Source organism: Dolichospermum planctonicum, assembly GCF_005402965.1.
In the GTDB taxonomy this organism is placed as follows: Bacteria; Cyanobacteriota; Cyanobacteriia; order Cyanobacteriales; family Nostocaceae; genus Dolichospermum; species Dolichospermum planctonicum.
This window is the reverse complement of record NZ_BJCF01000130.1, coordinates 1-687: the sequence shown is the minus strand read 5'-3', so window position 1 is coordinate 687 and position 687 is coordinate 1. Positions and strand designations below refer to the sequence as shown.

The following is a 687-nucleotide window of genomic DNA, read 5'->3' as shown; positions in this document are numbered from 1 at the left end:
GCGGTGGAACCACACTGATCCCTTCCCGAACTCAGAGGTGAAACGCTGCTGCGGCGACGATAGTTTGGGGGTAGCCCCATGTCAAAATAGCTCGATGCCAGGTTTATTTTTTACAACCACATCACCCCCTCTATTTATTTAGTGGGGGTTTTGTTTTGGGCGACAAAGAAGTTAAAAAGGTTGCTGAATAAGCAGCATAGCAAGGGACACATCATCGGGGAATTAATGATTCTCGGAATATAAGTAGTCGTGCAAAATAAATTTCATATTCAGGAAAGGTGACAGACAAGAGATACAGAGATTTCTATTGTTTTCCCAAATGTGCAACAGTGCCCAGGTACTTACCAGCAATTTATTCTTATATACAAACTTCCTGAGAAACCAAATCTCCTCCCCGACTTTATTTTAATTGTTACCTAATTGAATTAATTTCCAATCCCGAAAAGTGGCTATCTGAGTTTCCATAGCAGATAACCCTATGGAAGGTTCTGGACTTGCCCAGCTATAATTTCCTTCAGGCACTTCGGAAATTTTTTTAAATCGCTGTCCCCAATGAGGTGTATCCCACATTCCGCACCCTGAACTGTCACAGATCAAAAAAGCAGAGATAGTAGTACATAATAACTAACGATCAATTAAAGAGAAATAAGCTTAATGAGAATACATATCATTAAAAGGGGGGTGGTG

Annotated in this window: 1 protein-coding gene and 1 rRNA gene; one reads left to right on the top strand and one right to left on the bottom strand. The window is 40.6% G+C overall.

Going from position 1 to position 687, the window contains the following annotated elements; genetic code table 11:
* Window positions 1-103, top strand: a 5S ribosomal RNA gene (rrf, locus tag FFO06_RS20735); the annotation flags it as partial.
* Window positions 104-405: 302 nt separating this feature from the next.
* Here the strand turns inward: rrf and FFO06_RS21295 are convergent.
* Entirely contained in the window at window positions 406-570 is a 165-nt protein-coding gene (locus FFO06_RS21295; protein ID WP_162501223.1) for a hypothetical protein, read from the bottom strand.
* Window positions 571-687: the final 117 nt, after the last annotated feature.